At 72.8% G+C, this 15,039-nt stretch carries 15 protein-coding genes; 1 reads left to right on the forward strand and 14 read right to left on the reverse strand.

Annotated elements, in window-relative coordinates; translation table 11 throughout:
* Nucleotides 1–109 precede the first annotated feature (109 nt).
* The 10 genes from ABT299_RS24295 to ABT299_RS24340 form a co-directional block, all read right to left on the reverse strand.
* Nucleotides 110–811 carry a class I SAM-dependent methyltransferase gene (locus ABT299_RS24295; RefSeq protein ID WP_347256948.1) on the reverse strand — a complete coding sequence of 234 codons (702 nt, stop codon included), beginning with the start codon at nt 809–811 and terminating at the stop codon, nt 110–112.
* Between the two features lie 102 nt (nt 812–913).
* Complete coding sequence (locus ABT299_RS24300; RefSeq protein WP_500252089.1) at nt 914–1,795, reverse strand: SRPBCC family protein; 882 nt, start codon at nt 1,793–1,795, stop codon at nt 914–916.
* Nucleotides 1,796–2,002: 207 nt separating this feature from the next.
* Nucleotides 2,003–2,860: an FAD binding domain-containing protein gene (locus ABT299_RS24305; RefSeq protein WP_190863276.1), complete on the reverse strand. Its 858-nt coding sequence runs from the start codon at nt 2,858–2,860 to the stop codon at nt 2,003–2,005.
* Nucleotides 2,857–5,277: a xanthine dehydrogenase family protein molybdopterin-binding subunit gene (locus ABT299_RS24310; protein ID WP_500252090.1), complete on the reverse strand. Its 2,421-nt coding sequence runs from the start codon at nt 5,275–5,277 to the stop codon at nt 2,857–2,859. The genes ABT299_RS24305 and ABT299_RS24310 overlap by 4 nt, the downstream gene beginning before the upstream one ends.
* On the reverse strand, nt 5,274–5,768 hold the full coding sequence (locus tag ABT299_RS24315) for a (2Fe-2S)-binding protein (protein ID WP_190863281.1): 495 nt from the start codon (nt 5,766–5,768) through the stop codon (nt 5,274–5,276). Before ABT299_RS24315 ends, ABT299_RS24310 begins: the two co-directional genes overlap by 4 nt.
* Before the next feature lie 224 nt (nt 5,769–5,992).
* Nucleotides 5,993–6,700 carry a peptidoglycan-binding protein gene (locus tag ABT299_RS24320; protein WP_387021726.1) on the reverse strand — a complete coding sequence of 236 codons (708 nt, stop codon included), beginning with the start codon at nt 6,698–6,700 and terminating at the stop codon, nt 5,993–5,995.
* Nucleotides 6,697–6,864 (reverse strand): hypothetical protein, encoded by a 168-nt coding sequence (locus ABT299_RS24325; RefSeq protein ID WP_500252091.1) that lies wholly within the window; start codon nt 6,862–6,864, stop codon nt 6,697–6,699. The genes ABT299_RS24320 and ABT299_RS24325 overlap by 4 nt, the downstream gene beginning before the upstream one ends.
* A 194-nt stretch (nt 6,865–7,058) precedes the next feature.
* The gene (locus tag ABT299_RS24330) at nt 7,059–7,406 is read right to left on the reverse strand and encodes a hypothetical protein (RefSeq protein ID WP_387021723.1); all 348 of its coding nucleotides are present in this window, start codon (nt 7,404–7,406) and stop codon (nt 7,059–7,061) included.
* A 205-nt stretch (nt 7,407–7,611) separates the two neighbouring features.
* Entirely contained in the window at nt 7,612–8,484 is an 873-nt protein-coding gene (locus tag ABT299_RS24335; RefSeq protein WP_347256949.1) for an isocitrate lyase/PEP mutase family protein, read from the reverse strand.
* Nucleotides 8,485–8,708: 224 nt separating this feature from the next.
* Nucleotides 8,709–10,214: an MFS transporter gene (locus ABT299_RS24340; RefSeq protein WP_500252092.1), complete on the reverse strand. Its 1,506-nt coding sequence runs from the start codon at nt 10,212–10,214 to the stop codon at nt 8,709–8,711.
* Between the two features lie 114 nt (nt 10,215–10,328).
* On the opposite strand from ABT299_RS24340, the gene ABT299_RS24345 reads away from it, so the two are divergent.
* Entirely contained in the window at nt 10,329–11,054 is a 726-nt protein-coding gene (locus tag ABT299_RS24345; protein WP_190863290.1) for a TetR/AcrR family transcriptional regulator, read from the forward strand.
* A gap of 4 nt (nt 11,055–11,058) precedes the next feature.
* Here ABT299_RS24345 and ABT299_RS24350 read toward each other — a convergent pair whose 3' ends face one another.
* The 4 genes from ABT299_RS24350 to ABT299_RS24365 all read right to left on the reverse strand — a co-directional run bounded on the left by ABT299_RS24350 (nt 11,059) and on the right by ABT299_RS24365 (nt 14,890).
* The gene (locus ABT299_RS24350) at nt 11,059–12,156 is read right to left on the reverse strand and encodes a CU044_5270 family protein (protein ID WP_500252093.1); all 1,098 of its coding nucleotides are present in this window, start codon (nt 12,154–12,156) and stop codon (nt 11,059–11,061) included.
* Complete coding sequence (locus ABT299_RS24355; RefSeq protein ID WP_190863295.1) at nt 12,153–12,665, reverse strand: sigma-70 family RNA polymerase sigma factor; 513 nt, start codon at nt 12,663–12,665, stop codon at nt 12,153–12,155. Before ABT299_RS24355 ends, ABT299_RS24350 begins: the two co-directional genes overlap by 4 nt.
* 139 nt (nt 12,666–12,804) lie before the next feature.
* Nucleotides 12,805–13,170, reverse strand: a complete 366-nt coding sequence (locus tag ABT299_RS24360; protein ID WP_387021706.1) for a hypothetical protein — start codon at nt 13,168–13,170, stop codon at nt 12,805–12,807.
* Between the two features lie 181 nt (nt 13,171–13,351).
* Nucleotides 13,352–14,890, reverse strand: coding sequence for an alkaline phosphatase D family protein (locus ABT299_RS24365; protein WP_500252094.1), 1,539 nt, complete (start codon nt 14,888–14,890; stop codon nt 13,352–13,354).
* Between the last annotated feature and the right edge of the window lie 149 nt (nt 14,891–15,039).

Here is a 15,039-nt window from a genome sequence, read left to right on the forward strand (position 1 = left end):
CCGCCGCCCCCCCCCCCCTCGCGCCCCCCCCCCCGCCCCCCCCCCGCCGCGGGTGAACGCCGTCCGGTCAGCCGGGGCGGCGGCAGCGTCAGCCGGGGCGGCGGCAGCGTCAGCCGGGGCGGCGGCAGCGGGCGAACAGCCAGGTGCCCGGCCACGACCACAGCGGCAGCCGCCGCTCCACGGCCATCGACAGCCACAGGGCCTCGTTCGCCAGCGGGTGCAGGGGAGCGAGGTCCTCGCGGCGCGTCGTCCGGTGCCGGAGCCGGCGCAGCACGGGGCGCAGCAGCACGCCGCGGCTCCACAGCCGCTCCAGCAGCAGGCCGGCGCCTTCGAGGAGCTCGGTGAGGGCGTCGCGGGTGTAGCGGCGAACGCGCCCGAGCGCGACGTCGTGAGCCGACCACAGGGCCATGTCGCACGGGACGCACACCAGCGCCGTCCCGCCGGGCTTCAGCACGCGGGCGATCTCGGCGGCGGCGCGCTCGTGGTCGTCGATGTGCGCCAGCACGTCCATCGCGAGCGCCAGGTCGTACTGCCCGCCGGGGAGCGGGAGGTAGCGGGCGTCGCCTTCGTACGCCTCGACGCCGTGTGCGCGCGCGAGCGCGACCGCGCCCGGGTTCAGGTCGATGGCGGTCGTCCGCCAGCCGTGCCCGGCCAGCATCCGCGCGTCCGCGCCCGCCCCGGCGCCCACGTCGACGGCCGTACCGGGCACGCTGAAGCGCAGCAGCTCACCGGAGACGATCGCGCGCCGTTCCCGGTACCACCAGTTGTCGTGCTCGATCCCCGAGATCCGCTGCAGCTCGATCGTGTCCACGGGACAAGGCCACGCCATCGCGGCGGCGCGTTCCACCGTCGTCGCCGATCGCATGCCGATCGTTGACCCGCGCTTGAACCGGCTCCGAGCCTCGGCGGGCCGTCAGCGCCTGCGGCGCCGCACCAGCCAGCGGATCACCAGCAGCAGCACGACGAGCCCGCCCGCCGCCGGGACGGCCCGCTTCACCAGCGACGGCCCGGCGACCTCCAGCAGGTCGATCGCGTCGTCGTCGCGCGCGAGCCGCAGCGGCGGCCGCTCGGACGGCGCCGCGTGCCGCGGCGCGGCCGGCACGGGCCGCGCCACCTCCGCCTTCGCCGGTTCCGGCTCGGCGGGCTTCACCGGCTCGGCGGGCTTCACCGGCTCGGCGGCCTTCTCGGCGGCCTGCTCAGGGGCCTTCTCGGCGGCCGGTTCGGGTTCCGGCGCCGGCTCCTCGGCCGGAGCCTCCGGCTCCGGCGCGGTCTCCTCCTGCACGGGCGCCGCGGGCGGGGCCGTCGCGGCGGCCTCGGCCACGGGAGCCTCCGGGGCCTCCGGCTCGGCCGGCGACTCCAGCTCCGCCGCGAGCGCCTTCGCGAACCGCGCGATGATCTTCGAGCCGACCTCGGACAGGATGTTGCGGCCGAACTGCGCGGGCCGCCCCGTCACGTTCAGCTTGGTGCGCACCGACACCAGGGTCGTGCCGTCCTCCTGCTGGCGCAGCTTCGCCTGGACGGTCGCCGACGCCGTGCCGGAGCCGCGCGCCTCCTTCGCGGCGGCCTCCATCGTGACGGTGCGGGACGACTCGTCGGCCGCGACGATGCGCGCGGTGCCCCGGTAGGTGATGGTCATCGCGCCGACCTTCACCTTCATCCGGCCCGCGTACTCGTCGCCGTCGACCGAGTCGAGGGTCGCGCCCGGCATGCACGACGCGACGCGCTCCACGTCGAGCAGCACCGACCAGGCCCGATCCACCGGCACGGGGACGGTGAATTCGTGGTCGAGCTCCATGATCATGGTCCTTATCGTCCGGTGTACTTCCTCGCGACCCTACGGCGATCACCCGGGCGCCGCCAGTGCGGGGTGTCCCCACACTCGCGGCGGCACGGGCGGCCGCGCGGCCGGGCCCCGGGGCGCGGGGACCCGGCCGCACGGCCACGACTCAGCCGCGCGCCGCGTGCGAGGGGACGGTCCCGCGCACCCGCCGAGCCGGGCCGCTCATACGTTCGCCGCCGCGCTCAGCGCCCGCGCGGTCAGCACGGACGCCAGGTGCGTCCGGTATTCGGCGGAGCCGTGCAGGTCCGCGGGCGGCTCGGTGCCCTCGGCGGCGCGCGCGGCGGCGGCCTGGAACGCCTCCCGCGACGCCGCCCGCCCCCGGACGGCCTCCTCGACCCCGCTCGCCCGGACCGGCGCCGGCCCCATGTTGGTCAGCGCGACGCGGGCGTCCTCCACGGTGTCCCCCGACCGGCGCACCGCGCAGGCGACACCCACGATCGCCCACGCCTGCGCCGTCCGGTGGAACTTCTCGTAGTGCACGCCCCAGCCCGCGCCGAGCTTCGGCACCCGGACGCCGACCAGCAGCTCGTCCGGCTCCAGCGCCGAGGTCATCCAGTCGACGAAGAACTCCGCCGCCGGGATCTCCCGCTCGCCGCGCACCGACCGGGCCAGCAGCACCGCGTCCAGCGCCAGCGCGACCGCCGGCAGGTCGCCCGCCGGGTCCGCGTGCGCCAGCGACCCGCAGAACGTGCCGCGGTGCCGGACCGCCGGATCCGCGACCGTCTCCGTCGCCCGCGCGAGCAGCGGCAGGTGCTCGCGCACCAGCGGGTCGCCGACCACCTGGTGGTGCGTCGCCATGGCGCCGATGACCACCGCGCCGCCGTCGTCGCGGATCTCCCGCAGCCCGTCCAGCCGGCCGAGGTCGATGAGCGCGTCGGGGTAGGCGAGCCGCATCCGCAGCAGCGGCATCAGGCTCTGCCCGCCGGCGAGGACCTTCGCGTCCTCGCCCGCGTCGGCCAGCGCCCGCGCGGCGTCGTCCACCGACGCGGGCCGCACGTAGTCGAACGTCGCGGGGATCACTGGGCACCTCCGGCCGATCCGAGGCCGCCGCCCGCGCCGGGCTCGGCCGTGTCGGGCGTGGACTCCGCGCGGAGCGCGCGCCACACGCGCTCCGGCGTGCACGGCATCGGGACGTCGTCCACGCCGAACGGGCGCAGCGCGTCCACGACCGCGTTCACGACCGCCGGGGTCGAGGCGATCGTGCCCGCCTCGCCGACGCCCTTCACACCCATCGGGTTGGACGTCGCGGGCGTCTCGGTGCGGTCGGTCGTGAACGGCGGCAGGTCCGCCGCCGACGGGATCAGGTAGTCGGCCATCGTCGTCGTCGTGAGGTTGCCGTCCGCGTCGTACACGGCCTCCTCGTACAGCGCCTGCGCGATGCCCTGCGCCAGCCCGCCGTGCACCTGCCCCTCGACGATCAGCGGGTTCACGACCTTGCCGACGTCGTCCACCGCGACGTACTTGCGGATCCTCACCATCCCGGTCTCGGTGTCGACCTCGGCCGCGCACAGGTGCGTGCCGTGCGGGAAGGAGAAGTTGTCCGGGTCGAACGTCGCGTCGGAGTCCAGCGACGGCTCGATCCCGTCCGGCAGGTCGTGCGCCGCGAACGCGGCCAGCGCGACCTCCTGCAGCGTCCGGCCCTCCTGCTGGACGCCCCGGACGCCGAACCGCCCGTTCTCGAACTCCAGGTCCTGCTCGGACGCCTCCAGCAGGTGCGCGGCGACCTTCCGGGCCTTGTCGACGACCTTGTCGCACGCCGAGTACAGCGCCATCCCGCCGACCGCCAGCGACCGCGACCCGTAGGTGTCCATGCCCTTGTGCGACACGGCCGTGTCGCCGTGCAGCACCTTCACGTCCTCGAACGGGACGCCGAGCCGGTCCGCGGTGATCTGCGCCCACGCCGTCTCGTGGCCCTGCCCGTGCGCGGACGACCCCGTGACGACCTCGACCTTCCCGGACGGCAGCACCCGGACGGACGCGTGCTCCCAGCCGCCCGCGCCGTAGGACAGCGACCCCAGCACCCGCGACGGCGCCAGCCCGCACATCTCCGTGAACGTCGACACCCCGATGCCGAGCTGCACCGGGTCATGGCGTTCCCGCCGGTCCGCCTGCTCGGCGCGCAGCTTGTCGTACTCGAACAGCTCCAGGGCCTTGTCCGTCGCCGCCTCGTAGTTCCCGCTGTCGTAGGTGAGGCCGGCGATCGTGTCGTACGGGAACTCCTCGTGCGCGATCCAGTTGCGGCGCCGCACCTCGATCGGGTCCATGCCGAGCTCGGCGGCCAGCTCGTCCATCAGCCGCTCGATCGCGAACGTCGCCTCGGGGCGCCCCGCGCCCCGGTACGCGTCCGTCGGCGTCTTCGTCGTGAACACGCCCGAGCACGTGAAGGAGTAGGCGTCCATCTTGTAGATGCCGTTGAACATGAACGCGCCCAGCAGCGGGATGCCCGGCGTCACCAGCATCAGGTAGGCGCCCATGTCGGCGAGCAGCTCCACCTTCAGGCCCCGGATCCGCCCGTCCCGCTCCGCCGCGAGCGTCAGCCGCTGGATCTGGTCGCGGCCGTGGTGGACGGTCATGTTCCCCTCGCTGCGCGACTCCGTCCACTTCACCGGACGGCCCAGCCGCCGCGCCAGCAGCAGCGCGAGGACCTCCTCGCCGTACACCTGGAGCTTGGACCCGAACCCGCCGCCCACGTCCGGCGCGACGACCCGGATCCGGTGCTCGCCGATCCCGGTGACCGTCGCCAGCATCAGCCGCAGGATGTGCGGGATCTGCGTCGCCGAGTACAGCGTGAACTCGTCGCCCTCCGGGACGCACAGCACCGACCGCGGCTCCATCGCCGTCGGGATCAGGCGCTGCTGCACGTACCGGCGTTCCAGCACGACCGGGGCGTCCCGCATCGCCGCGTCCAGGTCCCCGTTCTCGAACACCCACGTGTACGAGGTGTTCGTGCCGAGGTCCTCATGGACCAGGTCGGCGCCGTCCGCGACCGCCGCCTCCATGTCCACCACGGCGGGCAGCGGCTCGTAGTCGACGTCGATCTCCTCCAGCGCGTCGAACGCCGCGTACCGGTCGCGCGCGACCACGCAGGCCACCGGCTCGCCCACGTACCGGACCTCGTCCACCGCCATCGGCGGATGGTCCGGATGCTTCATGTCCTCGGTGACGACCCACGCGCACGGCAGCGCCCCCTGCTCGTCCGCGAAGTCGGCGCCGCTGAACGCCGCCACCACCCCGGGGCGGCTCCTCGCCTGCGCGACGTCCACCCCGGCGATGCGCGCGTGCGCGTGCGGGCTGCGCAGGAACGCCACGTACAGCGCCCCCGCCGGCGCCATGTTGTCGGTCCATTTCGTCCGCCCGGTGATCAGCCGGGCGTCCTCCGACCGTTTCCGGGGCGAGCCCATCTCCTTCGCGGGGCGGCCCTCGGCCGTCGCGGTCATGGCGTCACCTCCCGCTCCTGCGCGGGCGTCCGCATCTCCGCCGCGGCGCGCCGGACGGCCTTCACGATGTTCTGGTAGCCGGTGCACCGGCACAGGTTGCCCTCCAGCCCGTCCCGGACCTCCTCCTCGGACGGGTCGGGGTTCTCCCGCAGCAGATCGATCGACGCCATGATCATGCCGGGGGTGCAGTAGCCGCACTGGAGCGCGTGCTCCTCGTGGAAGGCGCGCTGCATCGGATGCTCCGCGCCGCCGATCCCCAGCCCTTCGACGGTCGTGACGTCACGGCCGTCGGCCTGGACGGCGAGCACGGAGCAGCTCTTGACGCTCATGCCGTCCATCAGGACGGTGCAGGCTCCGCAGTTGCTGGTGTCGCACCCCACGGGGGTGCCGACCTTCCCCAGCCGGTCGCGCAGATAGTGGACGAGAAGAAGCCGCGGTTCGACGTCGTCCTCGTACGTCGCACCGTCGACCTCGACACGGATACGTGGCATGCGTTTCTCCCAGGGACGTCTCGGGGTGGACCGGAGAGAGGACGTCCCCGGGCGGAGCGCGCTGGTTCGGCCACGTCATCGGGGCCCCGCCTCTCTGGAGCACTCCGCGGCGTGCCTGCCGGAACCGCTCCGCGACATGCGACCTTACGAAGGTATGCCGCGGTTGAATCGCGTACTAGACCCCGACGTGGCTTATTTGTCCCGGGACCGGGGGAGTTTCGGTCCTAGTGCACGCGCAGCAGCACCGGCCAGGTGTCCGGCCCGACGACCCCGTCCGCCGTGACGCCGCCCCACTTCTGGACGGCCTTCACCGCCGCCTCCGTGGTGTCGTCGAAGCGCCCGTTGACGGACACCTCGGGGTGGCTGCGCGCCAGCAGCAGCCCCTGCACGCTCTCGACGTGCTCGCCCGTGTCGCCCTTGCTCACCTGCGGCAGCTTGTTCACGATGGCCTCCGTCCAGTCGTCGCCGTTGTAGTCGGGCCGTCCGTAGCCCGCGATCACGTCCGCGCCGCGCACCCTGCGCTTGCAGGCGTCGGAGGTGTTGCCCTCGATCGTCTGGACCCGTCCGCCGCCGAGCGCCTTCTCGACCACGCCGACGTGGTCGATCGCGGAGATGCTGTTGGACGCGCCCCAGTCGAAGAAGACGATGTCGCCCGGCTTCGCCGCGTCGACCCGCGCGGCCGTGCCGGCGTGCCAGCGCCCGGCCTTCTGGAAGTCCTCGGCGTGCCAGACGGTGTAGGCGCGGTCGCCGCCGAGCAGGACGGCGTCCGCGTTGCCACTGTGCCGCGCCCAGTAGGTGATCGCCATGTCGCACCAGGACGCCTTGAGGAACTCGTCCCCGTGCCGGGCGGCGTACTCCTTGGTGATGGTGTTCGGACGGCCCGACATCCCGAGGGACTTGCGGGCCTCTGCCAGCATGCTCGCCGCCGTCATGAGAGCCCCTCCCCGCGGTGGATGCCGTCCTCGTCGGGCTCTCCGTACAGCTCGAGCAGGACCCGGTCCTCGTCGGGCTCCGTCGCGCGGTCGACGCCGGGGTTCACGTCGACCCGGTCCATATGCGACGCCTCCGCGGCGTCCGTTCGTGCTTCGGGGGTCACTGTCACTCCTCGCCGGTCGCGACCGCCCCCGTTCCGTGGGCGATCACCAACCGACCGTAATCGGATGCCCCCTACTTTTCCGGTTTTCCGCCCTAATCACCTCGACACCGTCTGACCTGCCCCAAGGGCCGCCCGATCGTCACCCGCGGGTGAGCGGACGGCGCCCGGCCGGTGCGCGGGCGCCGTCCCGGACGTCACTCGTCGTCCGACTGCGGCGGGGACGTGGTCGTCGAGGTGCCGGACAGCGACCCGTTCGCGGACCCGGGCGACATCCCGCTGGACGCGCCGCTGACCTCGTTGATGATGTCGCTGCCCGGGCTGCCGTCGCCCTTGGCGAGGTTGAACGAGCGGTCGATCTCCAGCCAGCTGTCGTCGCCGGCGTCGTCGCCGGTGTTGTTGAACGCGCTGACGAGGCTGTCCCCGTGCGCGGCCGGGGCCGCCGGGGCGGACGGGGAGGTGGACGCCCAGGTGACGCCGGCCGTCGCGGCCGCGGCGGCGCAGGTGAGGGCGGACAGGACCAGAAGCCTGGTGAGCATGCGCATGGTGACCCCTTTATTCGTGGACGGGTGGAATTCGTGGACGGGTGGAATTCGCGGACGGCGAATCACGTGGAAGACGGATCCCGTGGACGGCGGAATTCGTGCGAAAAGGAACCCGTGAAGGACGGGAACCGTGCAAGGACGAAACATCGCGGCGACTCCCGGATGGGGAATCACCGCGATGGGCGAATGCCGGTGTTCGGAAGGCTCAGGCGGGGGTGCCCGCCATCTTCCGGCCGTTCGGCCGGTGGTGCCGGCTGATGTTGCGTTCGAGCAGTTCGATGGACTCCTTGACGCCGACGGCGTCCGGCGTCATCTCGGGCAGCCGGCCGTCGGCGCCCTTCAGTTCGAGCAGCGCCGCGTCCATCGCGCTCTGCGCGGCGAACAGGCACGGCGTGCTGTAGATCGCCACGTCCACGCCGAGCTCGGTCAGCTCGGGCAGCGAGATGCGCGGCGACTTGCCGCCCGCGATCTGGTTGAACAGCAGCGGCTTGCCGCCGATCACCGACCGGACCCGGCGGATCCAGTCGACGCTGCGGACGCCGTCGACCAGGACGACGTCCGCGTCGGTCTCGGCGAGGGCCTGCGCGCGGCGCAGGATCTCGTCCTCGTCGGTGGCGTCGGTGCGGGCGACCACCACGAGGTCGCCGCGGGTGCGCAGCACCATGTCGAGCTTCTCGAGGTACTCCGGCAGCGGGAGGATCCGCTTGCCGTCGACGTGCCCGCAGCGGCGCGGCCGCTGCTGGTCCTCCAGGATGACGCCGGACGCGCCGATCATCTCCAGCTGCTCGACGACGTGGCAGGCGACCTCCGGGTCGACGTACCCGTCGTCGATGTCGACCAGCAGGTGCCGGCCGGGGAAGGCGAGCCGCAGCCGCTGCACGAACGCGACGAGGTCCGGCCAGGCGATGAAGCCGATGTCGGGCAGCCCGTAGTGCGACGCGGCGAACCCGAATCCGGACACGAAGAGGCCGTCGTAGTGCTTCGCGGCGACGGAGGCGGAGAACATGTCGAACACTCCGATGAGCGGGGTGACCCCCTCCGACATGATCTCGCGTCGTAGCTCGTCTCCGTAATTCACGTATCACTCCTCTGTTCTGGGGTGTGGCAGGCCGGTGCCGCGCGGGCACCGGGCCGGGGGAACTGTCACGCCTCGAACAACGCGGATGTGTCGCTATTCCGCGTCGCGATTAGTTACTCATCCAGAACGTATAGGAGGGGTAAAGTGAATGTAGCGGTCCACTAAAAACCGGTCATGCATCGCCGGTAATGAAGTGGCATATGGTGATTTGTAAAAGGCGTCGTCTAGGGGGCGACGTCGACCGGCGCGCTCGGGGCGTCCTGCTGCGCCGACGGGGCCGGGCGCAGGACGAGGAACGCCAGCACGGCCGCGGCGACGCCGGCGACCACGCCGACGACCGCGATGGTGGCCATCGAGTCGGTGAACGCGTCGCGCGCCGCCGCCGCGAGCCCGGCGTCGCCCTTGGCCGCCGCGACCGCGAGCGCGTCGCCGATGGACTCGCGTGCCGCGCCGGTCACGCCGTCCGGCATGTGGCTGGAGAACGCCGCCGCCAGGACGCTGCCGAGCACCGCGACGCTGAGCGCCTGCCCGACCTGCTGGACGGTGTCGTTGACCGCCGAGCCGACGCCGGCGCGCTCGGGCGGCAGCGCGCCGAGCAGCGTCCCGTACGCCGCGGGCCCCATCGTCCCGCTGCCCATCCCCATGACGACGAGGGCGACGACGAGCTTGGGGTAGCCGTCGCCGGGCGACAGCGTCGCCAGCACGCCGAAGCCGGCCGCGAGCAGCAGCAGGCCGGCGGCCACCGCGACGCGGGCGCCGAGCTTCTTGTCGACCACCACGCCGACCCCGTTGAACGCCATCGCGGCGACCATCAGCGGGATGAACGAGGCGCCCGCCTTCAACGGGCTGTACTCCAGGACGAACTGCAGGTACTGGGTGAGCGCGAGCAGCAGCCCGCCCGCCGAGAACGACATCAGCACCACCGAGAGGCTGGCGCCGCTGAAGTTGCGGTCCCGGAACAGGCCCATCGGCAGCATCGGCTCCGCGCAGCGCCGCTCCCACAGCACGAACGCGGTGATCGTGACGACCGCGACGACGAACCCGCCGATGGTGCGGCCGGACGACCAGCCGTCCCGCGCGGTCTCGATCACGCCCCACACGAGGGCGGTCATCCCGGCGGTCGACAGCACGGCGCCGACCGCGTCCGGGCGGACGGCCGGGCCGCGCGACTCGGGGATGATCAGCAGCGCGGCGACGACCCCGAGGACCGCGATCGGGATGTTCAGCAGGAACACCGAGCCCCACCAGAAGTCGCGCAGCAGCAGGCCGCCGACCAGCGGGCCCGCGACGGCGCCGACCATCAGCACCGAGCTCCAGATGGCGAGGGCCTTCTTGCGCTCCTCGTCGTCGAAGACGGTGGTGAGGATCGACAGGGTGCCGGGCATCAGGAACGCGCCGCCGATGCCCATCAGCGCCCGCGCGGCGATGAGCTCGCCGGACGAGTCGGCCAGCGCGGCGAGGCCGGACGCGCCGCCGAACAGGATGAGGCCGGTGACGAGGCCGCGGCGGCGCCCGAACCGGTCCGACAGGGCGCCCGCGGTGAGCAGGAGCCCGGCGAACACCAGCATGTAGGCGTCCAGGATCCACTGGATGTCGGAGTTGCTCGCGTGCAGGTCCTCGACCAGCGACGGGATCGCGACGTTCAGCACCGTGTTGTCGATGACCACCACGAGAAGGCTGAGGCAGAGCACGCCGAGGATCACCCAGCGGCGCGGATTTCGGGCGGACATGGCATCCCCGTTCGTACGGCGATCGAATTTTCGCACACTGTACTAACTTTGGTACGGCGTTCGTCAACCGATAATCTGGGGCGGCCGAGCATCCCCTGGTCAGAAGGACGTCGCATGGCCTCTGAAACCGATCCCGTCGCCGGCTCGGTCTGGCTGCGCCCCGGCCGTCCGCGCCGGGGCCGCCCGCAGCTCAGCCGCGAGGAGATCGTCGGCGCCGCCGTCGCGCTGCTGGACGCCGAGGGCATCGAGGGTTTCAGCATGCGCCGCCTCGCCGCCAGCATCAGCGCGGGCGCGACCTCGATGTACTTCTACGTCGCCAACAAGGACGAGCTGCTGGAACTCGTCGTCGACGAGATCCTCGGCGAGGTCGAGATCCCCGACCCGGACCAGGTCGGCTGGCGCGAGGCGGCGGCCGGGACCGTCCGCGCCTTCCGCGCGGTCCTGCTCCGCCACTCCTGGGTGCTCGGCCTGTTCGGCAACCACCCCGCCATCGGCCCGAACGCGATGCGGGTCAGCGACCGCACCATCGCGCTGCTGACCGCCGCCGGCCTGTCCGGCGCGGAGGTCAGCTGGGCGAGCAACCTGCTGATGTCGCACGCCATCGGCTACGCGATGTCCGACGCGGCGCTGGAGCGCGCCACCCGCGACGCCGGGAAGTCGCCCGCCGACCTCGTCGAGCAGCTCCGCCCGTTCGTGGAGCGCGTCGCCGACGACTACCCCAGCTACGCCGCCTGGTGGCGGGAGAACCCGACCATCCGCGTCGAGCCGGACGTCAGCTTCGAGTTCGGCCTCGAACGGATCCTCGACGGCCTGGAAGGCTGGCTCAAGCGGAAGTCCTGACCGCTCAGCGCCGCGCGCCGGGCAGCTTCTGCGCCGGCGGGGTGTCGGTCCACCCCGCCGTCCGCTGCACCGTGTAGTACTGCGCGCTCCCGGCGGGCACCAGGCTGTTGGCCGTCCCCGGCCGCACCACCACGGCCCGGCTCGCCATCAGGAAGTCCTCGGACGGGCTGAGCATGATCTGCCATTGAAGGGTCCCGAGGTCGCGGGTGGTCTCGTCCATCGCGACGCCGAGCGCCGGACGCCCGAGCGGGTCGCGGACCGTGCCGAGGTTCCGCACGCCCGGCAGCCCCGCGAGCATCCGGTACACCGCCGCCCGCAGCGCCTGCGACGGCTGCGACACCGGATCGCTGAGCAGGCCGGGCGCCTCCCGGAACAGCCACGCGTCCGGGTCCTTCGGCAGGCCGCCGTGGTCGCGGATCCAGGTCAGCATCGCCGTCCGCAGCCGCGCCGGGTCCGTCGGCAGCCGCGCCGGGTCCCCCTCGAAGACCCGGTCGTCGGGCCGGGGGCCCTCCGGCACGTCCGGGATCGCGATGCCCATGTCCGGGTCGGGGTTCTCGTTCGGCTGCGGCGACCCGTCCAGCCGGTACTCCCGGGCGTCGGCCGGGCTCACCGGCCGCAGCCGCACGGCGCCCATGTCGTAGGAGTGCACACCGTCCCCGTCGACCGGGTCGCGCGGAAGCCATGTCTCCGTGGGGAACGTCGCGAGCAGCGTGTACCGGTGGCCGCGGTGGTCGCGCTGGATCAGCTGCCCTACCTCGCCCTCCGCGTGCCAGAACCGCTTCGGCTCGGTGCGGTCGGCCTTCTCCGCCGCGGCCATCAGCACCGCGTGCGCCGGCCCGGACGTCACGAACCGCTGCCGGGGGATGGGCTCGGGCGTCAGCGCGTTCCACGCCACCACCGCCGCGGCCGCCACCGCCGCCACGGCGGCGGCCGTTCCGGGCAGCGCCCACCTCGCCCGCGGCCGCGGGCTCCACCTCGGGCGCCACCGGCCGCGCCGCCGGGCGGTGATGCCCCGCAGCACCGCCTCCTCCCGCTCCCCGTACTCCATGTCCTCCGCGCGCACCGGGTTCGCGGCGGCCAGCAGGCCGTCCAGGTCGTTCATCGTGCCGCCTCCTCTGCGGGACTGGTGTCGTCGGTGAGCAGGGCGGCCAGGCGTTTACGGGCGCGATGCACCCGCACCTTGAACGCCGCCGCGGAGCAGCCCGCCACGAAGGCGGCCGAAGGGTGGTCGAGGTCCTCCCAGCCGACCAGCATCAGCGCCTCGCGGTCGGCGTCCGGCAGCCGCCACAGCGCCTCCCGCAGCCGCACCTCCTCGACCACGCCCGCCGCGTGGTCGGGCGCGTCCTCGTGGTGGAGGGCCAGCCGCCCGGCCAGCCGGTCGCGCCGCCGCCGGGACCGCCGGTCGTTGTTCAGGCAGTTGTGCGCCGCCCGGTAGAGCCAGGGCAGTGGATCCTCGGGCAGCCGGTCGATGTGCCGCCACGCCGCGGTGAACGCCTCCGCCACCACGTCGTCCGCGCGTGCCTCGTCCGTCCTGCGCAGCACGTACGCCCGCACACGCGCGTGGTGCCGTCTGAACAGCACCGTGAACCGTTCCGCCGCATCGTCCGCCACTCCGACTCCAAACCCGAGATGGGGCCCCTCACCCCTAAAGGTCCGCGGAGCCCGCGCGGGTTACCGCCGATACCGGGCCGCCGGAGCGGGCCGCCGGAACGGGTCGGTGGGCCGGGTGAGCGGCCGGTCCGGCGTGGTGTCAGGGGGACGGGGTGCCGCAGGTCTTGGTGATGTCGTCGGTCGCCTTGCTGAAGCGGATCGCCTCGGAGTCGGACAGCAGGTTCCGGCCGGTCTCGTCGCCGCCGCTCTTCTTCAGCTTCGCGCCCACGTCCAGGACGACGTCGACCTGCCCGGCCAGGTGGTCGTCCTTCAGCTTCGGCCGGACGCGGCGCAGGGCGTCGATGATCCCCTGGACGTCGTCCGACTTCGCCGGGGTGCGCAGGGCAGCGGTGATCTTCGCGCAGTCGGCCTTCCGGTGGTCGCCTCCGCCGCCGGAACAGCCGGGGACGAGGAGGCACAGGGCGAGCGCCGCCACGGGCGGGACGAGGGTGCGCACGGGGTTCACAGGGACGATGATCCCAGGTCGTGGACTGTGCCCCGATCTGCGGGGTATGTGCGTTACGTGTTCACCAGGTACCTGATCGTGACGGCGGTGCTCACCGTGATCGCGTACGTCCTGATCACCCGCTGACCGCCACCGGCCGCCGGAGGCCGCGCCGTGCCGGGAGCGCGGCCTCCGGAGCCCTTCAGCGGGCGGGGTTCAGCGTCTCGGTGTGCAGGACCTTTCCGTCCAGGTCGCGCAGACGGACGGTGAGCGCCGCGGAATCCGCGTCGATGTCGACCTCGCCGAAGAACTGGTAGCCCTCGGCGGGCGAGGTGTTGGCGTGCGGCGGCGCCTGGACGAATTTCGCGACCGGCCCGAACGTGCCGTCGAGGGCGTTCGGGCCGAAGGCGCCGGCGTTCAGCGGGCCGGAGACGAATTCCCAGAACGGGTCGAAGTCCTTGAACGCCGCCTTGGACGGGTCGTAGTAATGGGCGGCCGTGTAATGGACGTCGGCCGTCAGCCAGACCGTGTTGCGGACATGGTTCCTCTTGATGTCGGAGAGGATCCCGGCGATCTCGCGCTCGCGGCCGAGCGGCGCGCCGCCGTCGCCCTGCGCGGCCGCCTCCTGCGCGGTGCCGTCGGGGACGACGAGGCCGATGGGCAGGTCGTTCGCGATGATCTTCCAGGTGGCGCGGGAGCGGCGGAGCCCGCTCTTCAGCCAGGCGGCCTGCTCGGCGCCGAGCAGGCCGTCGCGCTGCGTCGGGGAGTCGTCCGCGTCGTTCGGCGACTTGTACGTGCGCATGTCCAGCATGAACACGTCGAGCAGCGGACCGTAGGAGATCTTGCGGTAGATGCGCCCGCCCTTCGCCGCCGGAATGGCGATCGGCGTGTACTCGAAGGCGGCGCGGCGGGCCCGCGCCGACAGCACGTCCACCCGCTTCTCCGTGTACTGCGGCAGGTCCAGGATCTCGCCGGGGTACCAGTTGTTGAGCGTCTCGTGGTCGTCCCACTGGTACAGCATCGGGACCTGGGCGTTGAACGCGCGGAGATTGGCGTCTTCCAGGTTGTAGCGGAACTGGCCGCGGTATTCGGCGAGGGTCTGTGCGACGGCGGACTTCTCCGCGGTGGTGAGATTGCGCCACGTCGACCCGTCCGGCAGCTTCACCGTTTCGGAGAGCGGGCCGTCCGAATAGACCAGGTCGCCGCTGCACAGGAAGAAGTCGGGGTCGACCGCGGCCATCGCCTTGAAGATGCGGTAGCCGCCGAGGTCGGGGTTGATGCCCCAGCCCTGCCCGGCGAGGTCGCCGGACCAGACGAACCGGATGTCGCGGCGGGTGCGCGGCGCCGTGCGCAGCCGGCCGGCCACCGGCTCGGACGCCGGGCCCCGGTCCAGGCCGTCCAGCCGGACCCGGTAGTGCAGCTCGCGGCCGGGCGGCAGGCCGCGCAGGAACGCCTTGCCGGTCAGGTCGGTGTCCGGGGTGAGGACCGGGCCGCGGAGGGTCCGGGCGCCGCGGAAGTCGGGGCGGTCGCCGATCTCGACGAGCATCCGCGCGGGCCGGTCCGAACGCGCCCAGATCACGGCCTCGTTCGCGGTGACGTCGCCGCTCTGCACGCCGTGGGTGAGCCGCGGGCGGCCCGTCCGCAGCAGGCCGGCCGCGCCCGCCGGGCCGTCGTTCAGCAGGGCAAAAGCCGCTCCCGCGGTCGTCACGAGACCACCGCGCAGCACGGTCCGCCGGTCCATCGCAGACTCCGTTCCTTGATCCGTTACCGGACGGATGGTGACGGACCGGGACGGATCAGGGGTGCACGGCGGGTGAACGGAGGCGTTCGGCTTGACAACCGTTGGTCACGGAGTGTCTCCTTGTTTCCATGCCAGCGCGCGTTCCCGCC

This window comes from Spirillospora sp. NPDC000708 (assembly GCF_040299565.1).
GTDB lineage: Bacteria > Actinomycetota > Actinomycetes > Streptosporangiales > Streptosporangiaceae > Spirillospora.